This is a genomic window from Micromonospora sp. NPDC002411 (assembly GCF_053592955.1).
Window position 1 is genome coordinate 1 of sequence record NZ_JBSFBM010000470.1, and the last position, 4,013, is coordinate 4,013.

Sequence of the window (4,013 nt, forward strand, 5' to 3'; positions counted from 1 at the left end):
GGTCGTCGGGTCCGCGCGGAGTTGGCGCAGCAGGTCGAAACCGTCCAGCACCGGCATCATCACGTCGGTGAGGACCAGGTCGGGTCGTTCGCGGTCGTGGTCCGGCACGCAGGTCATGGACATGGCCTTCGGTCCGGACGGGGCGCTCTACGTGCTGGACTACGGCACCGGGTCGAACAACCAGGCGCTGTTCCGCATCGAGTACATCGGTGGTGGCAACCGCAATCCGATCGCTGTCGCCTCGGCGAACCCGACGTCGGGGGCCAACCCGTTGACCGTCAACTTCTCGTCGGCCGGCAGCTCGGACCCAGAAGGTGGGGCGCTGAGCTACCTGTGGACGTTCGGTGACGGCACCACGTCGACGGCGGCGAACCCGACCAAGACGTACACCACGAACGGCACGTACTCCCCCACGTTGAGGGTCACCGACCCGAATGGCCTGACCGGCACGGCGAGCCTGGTCATCACAGTGGGCAACACGGCCCCGACGGTGACGCTCACCTCGCCCGCCGACGGGCAGTTGTTCAGCTTCGGTGACACGGTGTCGTACCAGATCAGTGTGAGCGACCCGCAGGACGGCACTATCGACTGTTCCAAGGTGAGCCTGACGTACGCGCTGGGCCACGACAGCCACGCGCACCAGATCACCTCGAAGACCGGGTGCAGCGGCTCAATCACCGTCCCGACCGACGGCGAGCACGACTCGGCGGCGAACATCTACGGGGTCTTCGACGCCGCGTACACCGACAACGGCGGGCTGACCACGCACAGCATCAAGACGCTGCAACCCAAGCATCGCCAGGGTGAGCACTTCAGCGCGCAGTCCGGCGTCCAGGCCACCGACCACACCAACGCCGAGGGTGGCCGCACCGCCGGGTTCATCGAGAACAACGACTGGATCTCGTACCAGCCGTACAACCTGGCCAACGCCAACCGCATCACCGTGCGGGCGTCGTCGGCCGGCGCGGGCGGCACCATCGAGGTCCGGGCCGGGTCGGCGACCGGCACCCTGCTGGGCACCGTCACGGTGCCGGTGACCGGCAACTGGGAGACGTTCGTCGAGGCGTCCGGCACGATCAGCAACCCGCCGACCGCGTCGACCACGCTGTACCTGGTGTTCAAGGGTGGGTCCGGCTACCTGTTCGACGTCGACGCGTTCACCTTCACCACCGGCACCGGTAGCAGCACGCCGGTGAGCACGCTGCGGGCGCAGGTCAACAGCCAGTACGTGTCGGCGGTCGGCAGCACCGCGCTGATCGCCAACAAGGCCAGCGTCGGCAGCACCGAGCAGTTCGACCGGGTGGACGCCGGTAACGGCAACATCGCCCTGCGGTCACGCGCCAACGGGCTCTACGTCTCGGCCACGAACTCGGGCGCCGCGGCGTTGGTCGCCAACGCCACGTCGATCGGATCGTGGGAGACCTTCCAGCTCATCACCAACTCGGATGGGACGGTGAGCCTACGGGCCACTGTCAACAACCAGATCGTGTGCGCTGAGAACGCCGGGGCCGGATCCCTGATCGCCAACCGTACGTCGGTCGGGGCCTGGGAGAAGTTCATCCTGACCACCGGCTGACCGGCGGTGGGCCCGGCCCGGTCGGTGACGGGCCGGGCCCACCGATCCACCGATTGTCGGCGTTGTCGGCAGTGGGTGGCGCTAGATGGGAAAGCGGCCGTGCCGCCAGTGCCAGTGTCGACCAGCCCTAAGGTGGTCGACGATCGCGCGTTGGAGCGCGGTGCGGCGGGGCAACTGGTCCAGCGGGGTGCTCAGCGTGCGGAACACGAAACGCAGCACCTCGACGTCGGCGTCCGGGCCGTCCTTCTCCTCGTAGGGAACCAGCTCGAACATCTGCTGGAACCGGACGATGTTGGACCCCTCGGGTAGGTATTCCCGCAGCTGTGGGTCGAGCAGCCACGAGCCGCAGGAGAACGCGGTGTAGGGCTCGTCGGGAAAGTGGCGCGCGAAAAACGCCCGCGCCTCGTCCAGCGACGCGGCGACCGCTTCCGGGGTCAACGGCCCCGCGTCCGGGACGTGCAGGCCGATGGCGGTGTCGCCGCGGTGGTGTTGCAGCCGGCCCAGCTCGTAGATGCTGCCGCGCACGTGCAGCGTCAGCCAGCTCTGCATGACGGGCCAGCCCTCACCGCGCATCCGCCGGTCGATCGCGAGGTTGCGGCCGAGGTCCGCGAGGCTCCGCCAGGACACGTCGTCGGGAACGCCGTGGTCGCGGTGGTAGCCCCGGGCGACGTCGACCAGGGCGAGGTACGCGTACACGTAGAGATGCCGCCAGGCGGGACCCCGCTCGCGGGGCAACTCCGGACCGGGCGACAGCCAACCGTGGCCTGCGAGGTCGGCGTGGACCAGGGCGATCGACCGGTCGAGCAGCCAGCGCAGCTCGGGCGTCCAGAGTGGCGAGGACGGGTCCGGCCAGCCCTGCATGATCTCGGCGGCGTCGTCCGGCCGTACCGCGAGCCGATCGAGCAGCTCAGGAGCGTCAGCCCTGGCGGGCAGTGGAACAGACGGTCGATCGCCGGCGAGCTGCGCGACGCGTTCGACCTCCTCGACGGGCACTGCGAGCCGAGCGGCGATGTCGTGCAGATCCACGCCGACGACCCTACCGGCGTTCGGTCCTCCGGTGGGTGCCCGCGATGTCGGCCGGGGGCCCGCGACGTCAGGAGTCGGCGGGCACTTCGGTGTCGAGTTGCCCGATCATCGGTGCCAGAAGCTCGTTGAGCTCCCGGGTCAGCACCACTACCGCCCGACGCGCCGTGGCGGTGACGTCGTCGTCCGGCCCGGTGGGTGTCGGCGGCAGGTCGTCGAGCGGCAGCGGCGCCTCCACCTGGAGCAGCGCGCGAAGATGCGGACTACGCGTCTGGTCCTGCTCGGTGGGGGTGGTGAACTGGCCGAACAGCTGCGGCCAGTCCCGCCAGCCGCGGTCGCGTTGCCACTGCTTGGTCCAGGTCAGCTCCGCGGGCCAGCGGGAGGCCACAGTGACCGCGCAGATCATGCTGCCGTCCCAGGGGCTGCGGGCGCAGGTCGCCGAGATGATCCGCCGGTGCCAGCGGACGAAGCCCGGCGACAGCTCGGTGGCCAGCCGCCAGGCCGTCGCCGCGAAGGCCACGGGCGCGAAGTCACCCCAGGTCTCGTCGAACTCGCCGATCCGACGGAGCACCTCCGCCTCGTACCGGCCGCGTCCGTCGCTGCCGTGCTCGCGGTCGAACTGCTCGTCCAGCCAGAAGGCGCGCGGTTCCGGCATCCTCGTCCCCGTTTCCCGACGATGGTGTTCAGCACGTCGAACCTATGCCATACGCCGGGCGCGGACGGTGTCCTCGCCGCCACTACCCCACGAGAACGCAGAACGGGTGACCGGCCGGGTCGGCGTACACGCGTAGCGGCTCGTCGAGATCCTCGATGCGGTCGTAGCGCAGCCGGCCACCGAGGCGCAGGACGCGCTCGTGCTGCACCAGCAGCTCCTCGACGGACTCCACGGTCAGGTCCAGGTGCAGCTGCTGAGGCACGTCGTTCTTCGGCCAGGTCGTTTCCGGCAGGTGATCCACCTGCTGAAACGCGAGCTGGGTGCTGCCGTCGGGGGACCTCAGGACCAGCCAGTCACGACCGCGCTCGTCGGCCTGACCGGCCGCCGGTGGCTCGTCGCCGGGCCGGTAGACGTAGCCGAGCAGGTGTCGGTAGAACTCGGCCAGCACCCGAGCGTCGGTGCCGTCCAGCACCACCGAACCCAATCGGGGAACGCTCTCCTGATCGCCCATCCTCGATCACCTCCAGGCGCCCATTGTCGTCGCACCTCGCTCTGGTCGCACCTCGCGGCGCTGCCGTACCGGCGCGTTTCGCAGTCAAGCACCCGTCACTGAACGCATACGACACGACCACTGTGGATCGAACACGGACACCTAGCGTGGACGTACAAGAACGGATACCGGGCCACGGTGTTCGTGCCGGGCGACGAGGCCGGGTGGGGCATCCTGCGGGGTTTCGGCCCCAAGCCGACTGCGGGCAA

At 69.4% G+C, this 4,013-nt stretch carries 4 protein-coding genes and 1 pseudogene; 1 reads left to right on the forward strand and 4 read right to left on the reverse strand.

Annotated elements, in window-relative coordinates; genetic code table 11:
* The coding region (locus ACWCO3_RS32350) for a response regulator (RefSeq protein WP_450013711.1) at window positions 1–123 on the reverse strand (123 nt) is incomplete at its 3' end.
* Here ACWCO3_RS32350 and ACWCO3_RS32355 point away from each other — a divergent pair.
* Window positions 98–1,576 (forward strand): annotated as a pseudogene (locus ACWCO3_RS32355) (carbohydrate-binding protein); the annotation flags it as partial. The gene ACWCO3_RS32350 and the pseudogene ACWCO3_RS32355 sit on opposite strands and share 26 nt — an antisense overlap.
* An 81-nt stretch (window positions 1,577–1,657) precedes the next feature.
* Here the strand turns inward: ACWCO3_RS32355 and ACWCO3_RS32360 are convergent.
* The 3 genes from ACWCO3_RS32360 to ACWCO3_RS32370 all read right to left on the reverse strand — a co-directional run bounded on the left by ACWCO3_RS32360 (window position 1,658) and on the right by ACWCO3_RS32370 (window position 3,765).
* Window positions 1,658–2,602, reverse strand: a complete 945-nt coding sequence (locus tag ACWCO3_RS32360; RefSeq protein WP_450013706.1) for an acyltransferase domain-containing protein — start codon at window positions 2,600–2,602, stop codon at window positions 1,658–1,660.
* 67 nt (window positions 2,603–2,669) lie between these two features.
* Entirely contained in the window at window positions 2,670–3,254 is a 585-nt protein-coding gene (locus tag ACWCO3_RS32365; protein WP_357936759.1) for a hypothetical protein, read from the reverse strand.
* A gap of 82 nt (window positions 3,255–3,336) precedes the next feature.
* A complete protein-coding gene (locus tag ACWCO3_RS32370) occupies window positions 3,337–3,765 on the reverse strand; it encodes a VOC family protein (RefSeq protein ID WP_450013709.1) in 429 nt (142 codons plus the stop codon).
* Window positions 3,766–4,013: the final 248 nt, after the last annotated feature.